Here is a 12,215-nt window from a genome sequence, read left to right as displayed (position 1 = left end):
GTCAGCCCTTCACGACCTGGAACCCCGTCGCCCGCGAAACGAGTTCTTCGAGCTGCCCGGGGTCGGTGGTGCACTCGCCGAGCGCGATCGTCTTGTTCGTGCCGTGGTAGTCGCTCGACCCGGTGACGAGCAGGCCGAGGTCGCCGGCCAGCGCGCGGGTGCGGGCCCGCGTCGGCGCGTCGTGGTTCGGGTGGTCGGCTTCGACGCCGGTGAGCCCGTGCGCGGCCAGCCCGGCGAGGGTGTCCTCGCTGATCGTGGCGCCGCGGCTGAAGGCGAAGGGGTGCGCGATGACCGTGACGCCGCCGGCCGCGCTGATCATGTCGATGGCTTCCTCGACCGGGGTGTCGCGGCGGGCGACGTAGTAGCCGCGGCGCGGGCTGAGGTAGTCGGCGAAGGCCTCGTCGACGGACTTGACCAGCCCCGCGCGGACCAGCGCCTGGGCCAGGTGCGGGCGCCCGGGCGGGGAGTCCTCGGGCAGCAGGCCGAAGATCTCGTCGGCGTCGATCGGCAGGCCGTCGGCGGCCATCCGCTCGGCCATCCGGCGCAGCCGCGTGCGGCGCTCGACGCGCAGCCGGGTCTGCTCGGTGACGACCGGCTCCGACGTCGGGTCGAAGAGGTAGGCGAGCAGGTGGACGCTGATCTGGCGACCGGTTTCGGGGTCGATCGACACCGTGGAGAGCTCGGCGCCGGGCACGAGGGTCAGCCCGGGAGGGATGGCCTCGGTGGCGGGCGACCAGCCCGCGGTGGTGTCGTGGTCGGTGATGGCGACGACGTCGAGCCCGGCTCTCGCCGCCGCGGCGACGAGACCGGCCGGCGTGTCGGTGCCGTCGGAAGCGGTGGAGTGGGCGTGCAGGTCGATGCGCATCTCGTCCATTGTCGACGATGCGCTACGTCACACGCTCGGCGGGACTGTCAGCCGACCGGCTTCTTTCCGCGGGCCGCCCGCTGGGCCTTGATCATGGAGAAGCGTTCGGCCTGCTTCTGCTTGTCGCCGAAGACCAGCTCCGAGATCGTGTCGTAGAACTCTTCGGGCCGCGGCAGGTAGTCGATCCGGTTCAACGCCTGGATCTGACCGGCCGACTCGACGACCATCGTGCCGTAGCCCATCATGCGGCCGGTGGCGGTGCGCACGTAGCTGAGGTCGGTGACCTTGCTGATCGGCATCATCAGCACCTTGGTCGTGAACACCCCGGTGGTCATCACGAACCGCTTGTCCGTGACCACCAGCCGCTCGACCCACCACTCCATCACCACGTAGGCGAACCGCAGCACGACGAGCAGCGCGACGTACCAGAGGATGTTCTGGCCGATGTACAGCGCCGGTGGCAGCAGGTAGGACACCAGGACGCAGACGGCCAGCAGCGCGGCCGCCTCGAAGGTGTCCCACAGCAGCACCGCCCAGTGGCGGCGGATTCGGATGACCCGCCGCTCGGTGTCGAGGAGGTACTCGTCGGGGTCGCGTGGCGCGAACATGGTTCGAGGGTAGCCCCCGATCAGCCCTTGAACACGCTGCTGACGAAGGTGATCACCGATTCGGCCGAGCTGCGCAGGAAGTCGACAATGTGGCCGACAAGGCCCGCGGCCTGACCCGGCTGGGCAATGACGAAGAACAGCACCAACGCGATACCGGCGAGGCCCGCAATCTTCTTCACGTTCACCGCGATCAAATCCCGTCTCTTACGGTGACACCGGACAACAGCAGAAATCCTGACTTTTTACGTTGTACCGCACTGAACAGGCGTATGGGAGGTAAGTCCCGCGCTTGGGTCAGCACGCCGTCCGAAGTGTACCGTACGGCTACTCTCCGTGTACAGGACATCGGTTTTCAGTTCGGTCACGTCTACCCTTCGGGACATGGACGGCCCCACCGGCACCACAATCCGCTGCGTAGGCGGCCTCGCGTACGACGCACGCGGCCGTTTGCTGCTCATCCGCCGCCGGAACGACCCCGGTTCGGGGCAGTGGTCGCTGCCGGGTGGCCGAGTCGAACCGGGCGAAACAGACAAAGAGGCGGTGATTCGGGAGGTGCGCGAAGAGACCGGGCTCGACGTGATTCCCGGCACACTGGTGGGGTCGGTGACCAGGGGCCCCTACGAGATCTTCGACTACGGGTGCGAAGTGACCGGCGGCGCGCTCACGGCGGGTGACGACGCATCGGACGCACGTTGGTCCGATGCGGCAGACCTGAAGGCGCTCGAGGCCGCCGGGGAGCTGGTGGATCTCCTGTACGTGACGCTCCGCGACTGGAAAGCGCTCCCCCGCGCCTGAACGGCCGTGAAGGGCCAAGTGCACCGCCGCCGCCCCGACGACCAGACCCCCGCCCCCTGGGGGCCGCCCCGCTTCCAGCGTATCGACGCGGGCCGACGAAAAGCCGCGCGCGGACCCAGCCGGGGCCTGTAGTCCACATCACGACCGGGGTGTGGACAAGCAAGCCGAGCCGTACCGCGCCACCGATGGGGGCGCCGGCCGGCAGCCGAACCCAGCGGCCCCGCGCCCGCTGCCACCCCGTCTTCGCCGAGGATCGCCGGCCGAACCCAACGGCCGCGAGCCGGCCTGACTACAGCGGCAACCAGGTCATCCGCTGCCCGTGCGGGGCCGTCCGGGCCAGGGCGTGCGCCTCCGCCTTGCCGTCTTCCCACCGCACGACACCCAACGTCGCGAGCCCGTCGGCCCCGGAGAGGTCCGAACGGCCCGGCAGCACCGTCTCGAGCCCGGCGCCGTAGAACTCCTCCGACACCCACCACACCGGCCGCGAAGCCGCCAGTGAAGCCAGCCCCTCGATGAACGACGCGCGCCGCGGGGCCGGGAAGTACGCCAGCGCGTGGCTCGTCACCACGACCAGCGGCCCCTCCAGCGTGGCCGCCGCCGAAGCGAGGTCGTCCACCCCATCGCCCTCGATGAGCCGAGGCCGGTGCTTCGCCTGCTCGGCCGCCGCCGTGCGCAGGAGCCGGATGCGGTCCGGCTGGTCGGCCCAGACGCACGCCTCCAGCCACGCCAGCTCGTCCTCGTCCGTCAGGTCCACCGGCGCGCGGTCCAGGCCCGCCCGGTCGAGGATCGCCAGCTTCTTCGGCAGCTTCGGCGCCACCGCCCCTGGCGCGAGGTCCAGCGCGCAGTGCAGCCCGACCGCGGCCTTCGCCGGGCCCGCCGTCAGCTGCTCGCCGCCGTCGCACTGGTAGCGGTAGCCGAAGCGGTCCAGCCCCAGCAGGAGCCCCGCGCTGCAGCCGACCTCCAGCAAGGACACCTTCCCGCCCGCTTCGCGAGCCGCGCGCGCCACGCCCGGGTACAGCAGCGCCGCCCGGCGGACCTCGTTCGTCTGCGTGTACCGCGACGAAATCAGCGCGCGCGCCTTCTCGGCCCGCTCCAGCAGGAACGACCGGAACAGCGGCCAGGTCTCCGAGTCGACGCCGTCGAACCCGCCCAGGGACGGGTAGTACCGCGACAGCGGGTGGATCGGGTCGGCCTGGACCAGCCGGTGTGCGGTCGCCATCAGCAGCGTCGCCCGCACCTCGCCGTCCCGTGCCGACGTCAGCAGGCCCGCCACGTCGTCGTCGGACGCCGCCTGCAGCGCCAGGTGCTCGTACAGCGGCGACACCCCGCTCGCTTCGACTTCCGCGAACGTGCGCAGTACGCCTTTGATCCCGTCCAAGTCCATCAGAGCCTCATTCGTGCGGAACCGGCCGGCCCGGCTGCTCCCCGCCCCGGGTCTCGCCGTACGAGCGCTTGGGCACCATCACCTTCCGGCGGAAGGTGCACACGATCAGGCCGTCCTGCTTGTAACCGCGCGTCTCGACGTACACGACACCGCGGTCGTCCTTGGACTTCGACGGCGTCTTGTCCAGCACCTCGGTCTCGCCGTAGATCGTGTCGCCGTGGAACGTCGGCTTGACGTGCTTGAGGGACTCGACCTCGAGGTTCGCGATGGCCTTGCCGGAGACGTCGGGCACGGACATCCCGAGCAGCAGCGAGTAGATGTAGTTCCCGACCACGACGTTCTTGCCGAAGTCGGTGGTCTCCTCCGCGTAGTGCGCGTCGAGGTGCAGCGGGTGGTGGTTCATGGTGAGCAGGCAGAACAGGTGGTCGTCGTATTCGGTGACCGTTTTGCCCGGCCAGTGCTTGTAGACCGCACCGACCTCGAACTCCTCGTAGTACCGACCGAACTGCACTCGTTCTCTCCTGTCCGCGTAACACCGCGTGAGGCTGGTACGACACGCATCCGTAGTGAGGAGTACCCTCAACCATTGGTTCTCGCGCGTCAACGCGAGCCCCACCACTCTGCACTCTCAACTGCGGTGCACCCGGCCCGAAGGAGGTGAGGAACCCCGATGAGTAGTGGCGATAGTCCGCTCCCTAGTAGTCCCAGCGTTCCCACCTCACGGGTCGTCTCCAGGTAGGCCTTTCTTCTCTTCCCGGGAACGCTGGTGTCGCCGGGCGGACGCGTTCCGCCCCTGGTCAGTCGTCTCGCACGACCAACGCACGACGCCCAGGAGATCCCATGCCCGCCATTCCCTCGCTCGGCGGCCTGCGCGGCCGCGGCAACAAGGGCGCCGTTCCCGTCCGCCCGGTCCCGGTGCCGCTGTCCGCGTACGTCGTGGACTGCGCGGTGTACGTCGCGGGCGAGCGCCTGCCCGGCCGCTGGACGCACATCGAGGCGATCAAAGAGGTCCGCAAGCGCCACGAGGGGTTCGTCTGGATCGGGCTGCACGAACCGGACTCCGAGCAGATCCAGGGCATCGCGGAGACGTTCGGGCTGCACGAGCTGGCCGTCGAGGACGCGCTCGAAGCGCACCAGCGGCCGAAGCTGGAGCGCTACGACGACACGCTGTTCCTCGTGGTGAAGACCGTCCGGTACGTCGAACACGAATCACCCACCACGGCGAACGAGATCGTCGAGACCGGCGAGCTCATGGTGTTCCTCGGCCGGGACTTCGTGATCACCGTCCGGCACGGGAACCACTCGGGCCTGGCGCGCCTGCGCCGCGAGCTCGACGAGGACCCGGAGCGGCTGCAGCTCGGCCCGTCCGCGGTGGTGCACGCGATCGCCGACCACGTCGTCGACCACTACCTCGACGTCACGGGCCGGATCGAGAACGACATCGACGTCATGGAGGCGCAGGTCTTCGCGCCCCGGTCGCTGGTCAGCGCCGAGCAGATCTACCTGATGAAGCGGGAGGTCCTCGAGCTGCGCCGGGCGGTGATGCCCCTGGCCACGCCGATCCAGCGGCTGGCCGAGGGCTACACGCGGCTGGTGCCGGACGAGGTCCGCTCCTACTTCCGCGACGTCGCCGACCACCTCACGACCGTGTCCGAGCGGGTGGCGGCGTTCGACGAGCTGCTGTCCACCCTGGTCGACGCGACGGTCGCGAAGATCTCCTTGCAGCAGAACACCGACATGCGCAAGATCACTGCGTGGGCGGCGATCATCACCATTCCGACGATGATCGCGGGCATCTACGGGATGAACTTCGACTACATTCCCGAGCTGCACTGGAAGTTCGGGTATCCGCTGGTGATCACGGTGATCCTGGCGATCTGCCTGTTGCTGTACCGAATATTCCGGAAGAACGGCTGGCTCTAGTCCCCTTCCCTTCCCCACCGGATGCTTCGGAGAGAAGTCGTCATGTCCAGGATGCTGTCCAACCTGAAGTTCTGGGCGCTCGCGCTCAGCGTGCTGTGGATCATCGTCGTCACGTCCGTCATCGTGGCCGACCCGGGGTTCGCGCACGGCATGAAGTAAGCCGCGGCGTCGTACCCTGGGTGCGTGCCCAAAGCGCTGGTGGTCTCCGACGAGGTCGACGAGCGGTTGTGGACCGACGCGGTCCGCACCGTCTCCGTCGACCTCGTCATCGGCGCGGGCGACCTCCCGTACGACTACCTCGCGTTCCTGGCCGGCGCGCTCGACGTGCCGTGCGTGTTCGTGCCCGGCAACCACGACCCGGACCTGAGCGGCTACACGCGCTACGGCGGGCTGTCCATGAAGGACGGTTTCCCGACGGCCTGGCCGGGTCCGGCGGGCGGCATCAACGCCGACGGCCGCGTCGTCGACGTCGCCGGCCTGCGGTTCGCCGGCCTCGGCGGCTCGATCCGCTACAACGACGGCCCGAACCAGTGGACGCAGCGCCAGCAGGCGCGCCGGGCCCGCCGCCTGGTGCGGCGCGCCAAGTGGCGGCGTCGTCGCGACGGCCGTGACGTCGACATCCTGCTGACGCACTCGCCGCCGCTGGACCTCGGCGACCGGGCGGACCCGCCGCACCGCGGGTTCGCGTGCCTGCACCGGACGATCGACGTGCTGCGGCCGAAGTGGCTGCTGCACGGGCACATCCACCCCCACGGCGAGCCGGTGCCGGACCGGGTCGTCGGCGAAACCCGGATCCGCAACGTGGTGGGCCACCGGATCATGGAGTTCTCATGAAAGAGACGGGGTTTCCCCGCGCGGACGCGGAGAACGACTTCCTCCGCGCGCGCCGGAGCCAAGTGCTCTCGCGGCTGTCGACGTGGCTGCGGCGCGAGCCCGACGACGTCAACATCATGCTGCCGTTCCACGAGGTGGTGGAGGCGCTCGGGTACGCGGGCGAGCACCGCATCGGGTTGCGGGTGATCAAGCTGGACTCGATCGTCGGCACGGTCGACCGCAGCCGCGACTTCGACCGCCACTTCCGCCCGACGTCGGCCCGGGTCCGCGAGCGCTGGGAGCGCCTGGCGCTGGCGGCCCGCCGCGGCGAGGAGATCCCGCCGATCGAGGTGTACCGGGTCGGCGAGCTGCACTTCATCATCGACGGCCACCACCGGGTTTCGGTCGCGATCGCGCAGGGACTGTCCACAATAGAGGCATTCGTGACGGTGGTCCGGACCAAGCTCGACCCGAGCGGCATCCGCCACCGAGGCGACCTGATCGTCAAGGACTACCGGCGGTTGTTCCTGGAGCGAGTGCCGTTGACGGGGCACGCGCGGGCGTCGGTGATCGTGTCGGACCCGTGGGACTACGCGAAGCTGGGCGAGCACGTGGAGGCGTGGGGCTTCCGGCTGATGCAGGACGAGGGCAAGTTCTGCGACCGCGCGACCGTGGCGCAGCGGTGGTTCGACGAGGAGTTCGTGCCGGTGGTGGGAATGCTGCGGCAGGCGGAGCTGATCGGGGACCGGACGGACGCCGAGGCTTATATGTGGGTGGCGGCGGAGCGGTACCGGTTGATCCGGACCCATCGGTGGGACGACGAGGTCATCGAGACGCTGCGGTCCCGGGAGCGTTAGAGCCCGAGGACGTACCAGGTGTCGCCGAACTGGAGCCACATCCGGTCGCCGCGGCACACCCAGCGCTGCAGGGTGCCGCCGTCCGGGACGTCGAGCGGGACCGGCGGCTCCGGCACGACCACGTCAGCGGTCAACTCGCAGGACAAGCGGACCGGGTCGTCGATCGCCCACCATGCCGGCACGCCCGCGGCGGTCCAGCGGATCAGGCCGGGGTGGTGGCGGTCTCCGATCGAGGCCTCGTCGAAGTAGCTGACCCAGATCTCGCCGGTGGGCCCGGTGACCAGTTCCTCGATCCCGTCGCCGGACGCGTCGATCCGGGGGAACCGGCCCGGCTCGGCCACCCGGCCGCACGACGTCCCGTCCACCCGCAGGTCACCGTCGGCGGACAGCGCGATGACCCGGCCGAAAGCGTCCACAGTGGACGCGACGACCTCCCCGTCCGGCACCGTCCCCCAGCGTTCGAGCACGTTCAAAAATCCAGCCCCGGAGTCAACGCCAATTCGCGCACCTGGTCCAAACTCAACGTCGGCTCCGGACGCTGCTTCGGCAACCGCACCCCCGGCTGCTCCAAAACCCCGCTGTCGGTGGACCAGAACTCCACCAGCGAGTCCGGCCCGGCGAGCGCCACCCGGTACTTCACCGCGTCACCGGTGCGCAGCGTCGACAGCCACATGACTCCCTGGGGTGTCGGTTCCGTGCGGCACGTGATCTCCCCCGGCTCGCCGCACGCCGGGCCGCCCGAACGGCCGGGCAGGATCAACACGTACACCGACCCGGACCCCGACGCGTCCGTCACCCGCACCCCCATGTGGAAGATCGCCTCCCCCGGGGCGGCTCCGATCGGGTCGGCGACCAGGTGGAACGGATCCGCCGGCGGGGTCTCCCCCGGGATCGTCAACCGCGAGATCCGCACGTCCGAAGGCAACAGCGACCGCACCGCATTCCCGACCAGGCAGCTCAGCCGGTCGACCAGCGCCGACCGCGTGTCGGTCGCGGACGGGCACGGCCGCGACGCCACCGGGCTGCGGCCCGGCAGCACCAGCACCGCCAGCCCCAACGCCAGCACCACCACGGCCAGCGCCGCCGCCCCCGTCAGCAGGTGCCGGCGGCGGGACACGCGGGCCGCCGACAGGACAGCTTCGCCGGTGAGACCCAGGGGCGGCTCGCCCTCGGTCACGTACGCCGTCAGCGCGGTCCGGACGTCTTCCATCACCGCTCCTCGCTCGTCGGGAAGGGCAACGCCGCGCGCAGGGCTTCCACCCCGCGGGCCGTCTGGGACTTGACCGTGCCTTCGGCGATGCCGAGCAGTGACGCGACCTCCGTCACCGGGAGGTCCTCGAGGAACCGGAGCACGACCATCGCGCGCCGGCGGGGCGTCAACCCGGACAGCGCGCGCTCCACGTCGAGGCGCAGCGGCGTGTCCCGGCCCGGCGGCGACTCCGTCTCCGGGACGACAGCCGTCACGTACTCGCGGCCGGACTTGCGCCGCCCGGCGAGGAAGAGGTTCAGCAGGATGCGGCGCGCGTACGCGTCCGCCGTGTCCGGGCGGACGCGGCGCCAGCGCCGGTACAGCTGCACGAACATGGCCTGGACCAGGTCCTCGGCCTCGTGCCAGTCGCCGCAGAACGCGAACGCCACCCGGCGGAACCGCTGCACCCGCGCCGCGAAGTACTCGCTGAAATCGAGGTCTCTCGACGCCCCCACCCGGCCCTCCTTCGCACGATCCCAGTCTTACTAGTGCGCGGAGGGCCGGGAAGGTTCAACTAGATGTGCACGGCGCCGGGAGCGGCTTCGCCCTTCGGGACGCCCGGGCGCAGCAGCAGGCCGCTGAGCAGCGCGCCGGCCGCGAAGATCACGGCCGCCCAGGTGAACGCCGTCGTGTAGCTCTCGATCGCCGCCTCGGCCGCCAGCTGCGGGGTCGGGACCTTGCCCGCGAGGTACGACGTCGCCGCGTTGCCGGCCAGCGTCGACAGCAGCGCCGTGCCGATCGAGCCGCCGACCTGCTGCATCGTGTTGACCGCGGCCGACGCGACCCCCGCGTCGTGCGCCTCGACGCCGAACGTCGCGACGCTCATCGCCGGCGCCATCGCCAGCCCGATGCCGAAGCCCATCACCAGCAGCGGGCCGAGCACGCCGGACGCGTACGTGCTGTCGAGGCCGATGCCGCTCAGCCAGAACAGGCCCACCGCCGCGATCGCCATGCCGGTCGGGACCAGCGGACGCGGGCCGAAACGCGGCAGCAGCACGGCCGTCGCCGTCGTCGCGGCCAGCATCAGCGTCGCCACCATCGGGAGGAACCCGAGACCGCTCTGGATCGGCGTGAACCGCAGGTTCTGCTGCACGTAGAACGTCAGGAACAGGAAGATCGCGAACATGCCGATGGCCAGCAGGAACATCGCCAGGTAGGAGCCGCCGCGGTTGCGGTCGAGCAGGACGCGCAGCGGGAGCAGCGGGTGCGAGACGCGCTGCTGCAGCCACACGAAGACGCCCAGCAGCACCACACCGCCGGCCAGGAAGCCCCACACCGACACCGACGACCACGAGTCCGACTCCGCGTTCGCGAAGCCGTAGACCAGCGCGAACAGACCGGCGGACGCGGTGATCGTGCCCGGCAGGTCGAGCTTCGGGCGCGGGCCGGCGTCCCGCTGGTTGCGCAGCAGGACCGAGCTGCCGACGAACGCGACGACCGCGAAGATGATGTTCACGAACATGCACCAGCGCCAGTCGAGGTACTCGGTGAGCACGCCGCCGAGCAGCAGCCCGACCGCCGCGCCGCCACCACCGATGGCGCCGAACACACCGAACGCGCGACCGCGTTCCTTCGGGTCGGTGAACGTCGTGGTGAGCAGCGAAAGCGTGGCGGGCGCGAGCAACGCGCCGAAGACGCCCTGGGCCGCACGGGCGATCAGCAGCATCTCGATGTTGGTCGCGAAGCCGCCGAGAGCGGACACCGCGGCGAAGCCGGCCAGGCCGACGAGCAGCGTGTTCTTGCGGCCGAAGAGGTCGGCCAGCCGGCCGCCGAGCAGCAGCAGGCTGCCGAACGCGAGCGCGTACGCCGTGACGACCCACTGGCGCGCGTCGTTCGAGAAGCCGAGGTCGACCTGCGCGGACGGGAGCGCGATGTTCACGACGGTCGCGTCCAGCACGACCATCAGCTGGGCGATGCCGATCATCACCAGGATCAGCCATCTGCGGCTGTGGTGGGGGTTCTCGGCGGCGCGCGCGTCCCCCGGCGGCGCGACGGCGAGAGTGGATTCGGACATGGGTGTCCCCTCACTGGGAGTGATCAGGAAGCTATGTGGAGTAGGTATCTCCCCTTACGCGACCCAAGGTACACAAGAACCGGAGATGGCGCCTCTACTTCAGGGGCTAGACTGGACGGCATGGCACGGGACGCTGGTCCCGCCGCACCGGCGCGGCCGCTGCGGCGTGACGCTGAACTCAACCGCCGTCGCATCCTCGCGTCGGCCCGCGAAGTGTTCGGCCAACGTGGGCTCGAGGCCACGCTGGACGACATCGCCCACCACGCCGGACTCGGCGTCGGCACGGTCTACCGCCGGTTCCCCAGCAAGGAACACCTGGTCGAGGCCATGTTCGCCGAGCGGATGGAAGAGATCGGCGATCTCGCGTCGGAAGCACTGAAGGCGGACGACCCGTGGCAGGCGTTCGTCGACTTCACCTGGAAAGCGGCCGAGATGCACTCCGCCGACCGCGGACTGCGCGAGATCATGCTGTCCAACAAGTTCGGTCACGAGCACGTCGCCGAAGAAAAAGCCCGCATGGTGCCGTTGATCACACAGCTCGTCGAGCGGGCGCAGGACGCCGGTGGGCTCCGGGCGGACTTCGCTCCGTCGGACATGGCGCTCGTGCACATGATGGTCGGCTCGGTGGTCGAGTTCACGTGCGCGGTCGACCCGGACCTGTGGCGCCGCAGCCTCGGCATGCTGCTCGACGGGCTCCGCGCCGAGCCCGGCAAGCCCTCGCAGCTGACCCGCCCGCCGCTCGACGAGCAGGAGATCGACCGCGCGATGTCCTGCTGGCGCCCCTGATGGGGTGATCGGCGCGGGATCCCGGCGCCGCCCTCCCGCCCGGACACTGCACCCCGCGCGATCATGGCGACGGGGAGGTGCGGTGGCGTACTACAGCGTTCCGGCGATCAGGCGGTTGCAGCTCGGACGCGAGCTGAAGGCCTGGCGGGAGAAGGCCGGACTGACGCTGGAACAGGCCGGCGGCGACTTGGACATCTCCAAGAGCACGCTCTCGCGGATGGAGAAGGGGCAGGGCGCGATCCACCCGCTGCACGCCCGGGCGATGGCGGAGCTGTACCGGCTGCCTGAGGACGATCTCGTGCGGGTGGTCGATATCGCGAGGGAGGCGAAACGGCCCAACCAGAACCGGATCGAGGGGGTGTCGGTCAACAGCTACCCGGCGCTCGAGGCGGAGGCGGTTTCGGTCCGCAACTTCGAGGTCGCGACGGTGCCGGGCCTGTTGCAGACCGAGGACTACGCCGCCGCCTTCTTCGCCGAGAGCGGCACTCGCGAGCGCAACCGGAACCTCAACGTGCGCATGCACCGCGCGAAGCGGCTTCACAGCGAAGAGCCGCTCCGGCTCCACACGATCATCGATGAGGTGGCCCTCCGCCGCCGCATCGCGAAACCCAGCGCCCTCGTGGCGCAGATGCTGCACATTGTCGAGCTCTCCGAGCTCGACAATGTGCAGGTGCAGGTGCTTTCGGCCGCGATCGGGGTGCACCCGGGGCTAAGAGGTGCGTTTTCGGTGCTGAGGTTCCCGGACGACACCATCAGTGATCTCGGCTACGTGGACCACGCGGGCGGCCACCTGCAGCTGGTCAAGCAGACCCAGGTCGCCGAACTCATCCGCCAATTCCGCAAGCTGGGTAGGATGGCCCTCGGCGAAAGCGAGTCGAGGGATCTGGTTTTCGCGCTGGCCAACGAAATGAGCGGTTGAGG

General features: G+C 69.9%; 15 protein-coding genes. 6 read left to right on the top strand and 9 right to left on the bottom strand.

What is annotated here, in order from left to right; genetic code table 11:
* Window position 1: 1 nt before the first annotated feature.
* The 3 genes from ACZ7OH_RS41335 to ACZ7OH_RS41325 are packed head-to-tail and all read right to left on the bottom strand — an operon-like array spanning window position 2 to window position 1,658.
* On the bottom strand, window positions 2–874 hold the full coding sequence (locus ACZ7OH_RS41335; RefSeq protein WP_470285875.1) for a PHP domain-containing protein: 873 nt from the start codon (window positions 872–874) through the stop codon (window positions 2–4).
* A gap of 38 nt (window positions 875–912) precedes the next feature.
* Entirely contained in the window at window positions 913–1,473 is a 561-nt protein-coding gene (locus ACZ7OH_RS41330; protein ID WP_285999764.1) for a PH domain-containing protein, read from the bottom strand.
* 20 nt (window positions 1,474–1,493) lie between these two features.
* Window positions 1,494–1,658, bottom strand: coding sequence for a hypothetical protein (locus tag ACZ7OH_RS41325; RefSeq protein WP_470285934.1), 165 nt, complete (start codon window positions 1,656–1,658; stop codon window positions 1,494–1,496).
* A 196-nt stretch (window positions 1,659–1,854) separates the two neighbouring features.
* Between ACZ7OH_RS41325 and ACZ7OH_RS41320 the strand changes: the two genes are divergently transcribed.
* Window positions 1,855–2,268 (top strand): NUDIX domain-containing protein, encoded by a 414-nt coding sequence (locus ACZ7OH_RS41320; protein ID WP_470285874.1) that lies wholly within the window; start codon window positions 1,855–1,857, stop codon window positions 2,266–2,268.
* A gap of 289 nt (window positions 2,269–2,557) precedes the next feature.
* Here the strand turns inward: ACZ7OH_RS41320 and ACZ7OH_RS41315 are convergent, their stop codons facing one another.
* Together ACZ7OH_RS41315 and ACZ7OH_RS41310 are read right to left on the bottom strand one after the other, a co-directional pair.
* Window positions 2,558–3,652, bottom strand: coding sequence for a DUF2332 domain-containing protein (locus ACZ7OH_RS41315; RefSeq protein ID WP_470285873.1), 1,095 nt, complete (start codon window positions 3,650–3,652; stop codon window positions 2,558–2,560).
* A 7-nt stretch (window positions 3,653–3,659) separates the two neighbouring features.
* On the bottom strand, window positions 3,660–4,163 hold the full coding sequence (locus tag ACZ7OH_RS41310) for a MaoC family dehydratase (protein WP_452067587.1): 504 nt from the start codon (window positions 4,161–4,163) through the stop codon (window positions 3,660–3,662).
* Between the two features lie 329 nt (window positions 4,164–4,492).
* Between ACZ7OH_RS41310 and corA the strand changes: the two genes are divergently transcribed.
* From corA to ACZ7OH_RS41295, 3 genes are all read left to right on the top strand, one after another.
* Window positions 4,493–5,575 (top strand): magnesium/cobalt transporter CorA, encoded by a 1,083-nt coding sequence (gene corA / locus ACZ7OH_RS41305; RefSeq protein WP_470285872.1) that lies wholly within the window; start codon window positions 4,493–4,495, stop codon window positions 5,573–5,575.
* Between the two features lie 183 nt (window positions 5,576–5,758).
* The gene (locus ACZ7OH_RS41300; protein ID WP_470285871.1) at window positions 5,759–6,409 is read left to right on the top strand and encodes a metallophosphoesterase family protein; all 651 of its coding nucleotides are present in this window, start codon (window positions 5,759–5,761) and stop codon (window positions 6,407–6,409) included.
* Entirely contained in the window at window positions 6,406–7,245 is an 840-nt protein-coding gene (locus ACZ7OH_RS41295) for a chromosome partitioning protein ParB (RefSeq protein ID WP_470285870.1), read from the top strand. Before ACZ7OH_RS41300 ends, ACZ7OH_RS41295 begins: the two co-directional genes overlap by 4 nt.
* Here ACZ7OH_RS41295 and ACZ7OH_RS41290 read toward each other — a convergent pair.
* Genes ACZ7OH_RS41290 through ACZ7OH_RS41275 form a run of 4 tightly spaced genes read right to left on the bottom strand, consistent with a single transcriptional unit; the run spans window position 7,242 to window position 10,508 of the window.
* Window positions 7,242–7,712: a hypothetical protein gene (locus tag ACZ7OH_RS41290; RefSeq protein ID WP_470285869.1), complete on the bottom strand. Its 471-nt coding sequence runs from the start codon at window positions 7,710–7,712 to the stop codon at window positions 7,242–7,244. The genes ACZ7OH_RS41295 and ACZ7OH_RS41290 overlap by 4 nt on opposite strands.
* A gap of 2 nt (window positions 7,713–7,714) precedes the next feature.
* Window positions 7,715–8,455, bottom strand: a complete 741-nt coding sequence (locus tag ACZ7OH_RS41285) for a hypothetical protein (protein ID WP_470285868.1) — start codon at window positions 8,453–8,455, stop codon at window positions 7,715–7,717.
* A complete protein-coding gene (locus ACZ7OH_RS41280) occupies window positions 8,455–8,949 on the bottom strand; it encodes a SigE family RNA polymerase sigma factor (RefSeq protein WP_400900043.1) in 495 nt (164 codons plus the stop codon). Before ACZ7OH_RS41280 ends, ACZ7OH_RS41285 begins: the two co-directional genes overlap by 1 nt.
* A 59-nt stretch (window positions 8,950–9,008) precedes the next feature.
* A complete protein-coding gene (locus ACZ7OH_RS41275; RefSeq protein ID WP_470285867.1) occupies window positions 9,009–10,508 on the bottom strand; it encodes an MFS transporter in 1,500 nt (499 codons plus the stop codon).
* A gap of 120 nt (window positions 10,509–10,628) precedes the next feature.
* Here ACZ7OH_RS41275 and ACZ7OH_RS41270 point away from each other — a divergent pair, with 120 nt between their 5' ends.
* Both ACZ7OH_RS41270 and ACZ7OH_RS41265 read left to right on the top strand, forming a co-directional pair.
* Window positions 10,629–11,294 carry a TetR/AcrR family transcriptional regulator gene (locus tag ACZ7OH_RS41270; RefSeq protein ID WP_400900047.1) on the top strand — a complete coding sequence of 222 codons (666 nt, stop codon included), beginning with the start codon at window positions 10,629–10,631 and terminating at the stop codon, window positions 11,292–11,294.
* An 82-nt stretch (window positions 11,295–11,376) separates the two neighbouring features.
* Window positions 11,377–12,213, top strand: a complete 837-nt coding sequence (locus tag ACZ7OH_RS41265; protein ID WP_470285866.1) for a helix-turn-helix domain-containing protein — start codon at window positions 11,377–11,379, stop codon at window positions 12,211–12,213.
* Window positions 12,214–12,215: the final 2 nt, after the last annotated feature.

Source organism: Amycolatopsis sp. NPDC114478 (assembly GCF_055633805.1).
Note: the sequence above shows the minus strand (reverse complement) of the source record. Positions and strands in the feature narration are given on the sequence as shown.

What these genes read in the sequence shown, in the direction of transcription:
- ACZ7OH_RS41275 (WP_470285867.1), bottom strand. Translation starts at nt 10,508, where the DNA reads ATGTCCGAATCCACTCTCGCCGTCGCGCCGCCGGGGGACGCGCGCGCC.
- ACZ7OH_RS41295 (WP_470285870.1), top strand. Translation starts at nt 6,406, where the DNA reads ATGAAAGAGACGGGGTTTCCCCGCGCGGACGCGGAGAACGACTTCCTC.
- corA (WP_470285872.1), top strand. Translation starts at nt 4,493, where the DNA reads ATGCCCGCCATTCCCTCGCTCGGCGGCCTGCGCGGCCGCGGCAACAAG.
- ACZ7OH_RS41270 (WP_400900047.1), top strand. Translation starts at nt 10,629, where the DNA reads ATGGCACGGGACGCTGGTCCCGCCGCACCGGCGCGGCCGCTGCGGCGT.
- ACZ7OH_RS41285 (WP_470285868.1), bottom strand. Translation starts at nt 8,455, where the DNA reads ATGGAAGACGTCCGGACCGCGCTGACGGCGTACGTGACCGAGGGCGAG.
- ACZ7OH_RS41315 (WP_470285873.1), bottom strand. Translation starts at nt 3,652, where the DNA reads ATGGACTTGGACGGGATCAAAGGCGTACTGCGCACGTTCGCGGAAGTC.
- ACZ7OH_RS41330 (WP_285999764.1), bottom strand. Translation starts at nt 1,473, where the DNA reads ATGTTCGCGCCACGCGACCCCGACGAGTACCTCCTCGACACCGAGCGG.
- ACZ7OH_RS41335 (WP_470285875.1), bottom strand. Translation starts at nt 874, where the DNA reads ATGGACGAGATGCGCATCGACCTGCACGCCCACTCCACCGCTTCCGAC.
- ACZ7OH_RS41320 (WP_470285874.1), top strand. Translation starts at nt 1,855, where the DNA reads ATGGACGGCCCCACCGGCACCACAATCCGCTGCGTAGGCGGCCTCGCG.